The sequence below is a fragment of the Vibrio sp. 1069 genome (genome assembly GCF_033340555.1).
This window is the reverse complement of the sequence record NZ_JAWOWP010000677.1, coordinates 1-581: the sequence shown is the minus strand read 5'-3', so window position 1 is coordinate 581 and position 581 is coordinate 1. Positions and strand designations below refer to the sequence as shown.

General features: G+C 47.8%; 2 protein-coding genes. Both read left to right on the top strand.

What is annotated here, in order from left to right; genetic code table 11:
• On the top strand, positions 1-107 hold a 107-nt coding region (locus tag R7040_RS28425; protein ID WP_318097883.1), incomplete at its 5' end, for a helix-turn-helix domain-containing protein.
• A gap of 91 nt (positions 108-198) precedes the next feature.
• The coding region (locus R7040_RS28420) for a LysE family translocator (protein WP_318097882.1) at positions 199-581 on the top strand (383 nt) is incomplete at its 3' end.

Sequence of the window (581 nt, the reverse complement as noted above, 5' to 3'; positions counted from 1 at the left end):
AATGCGGTACTGAAGTCGCGCATCAAATTGGTTTTTACGATCAGGCGCATTTCAGCAAAGCGTTTAAGCAGACTTATGGCGTCTCTCCGTCTCAAGTCTCTCGATAGCAGCACGCTCATCTTAGGCTGTCAGTTTTTTACAAGCGCATGCCACAACAAGCCTCCACAATAGCTGCATTGGTAATCTTTGAGATGTGTTATGAATGAATCCACGATCCTGCTGACATTGGCCAGCATTCACTTTATTGCCTTAATGAGCCCAGGCCCCGACTTCGCATTAGTGGTGCAAAATGCCACGCGTCATGGTCGCCAGACGGGCTTATACATCGCTCTTGGCTTGTCCGTTGGTATTTTGCTGCACTCGTTGTTCAGCCTGACTGGTGTGAGCTACCTTGTGCATCAACATCCTTTGCTGTATTCGGTATTACAACTGCTAGGTGGCAGTTACCTGCTTTACCTCGGTGTTGTCGCCCTGCGCGGCGTGATCGCTACGATCAAAAACCCGCAAACGGATCAACAAAATAAAACAAACAGCTTCGTGATCAGCAACAAACGTAAGACTTTTGCCAAAGGTTTTGCAAC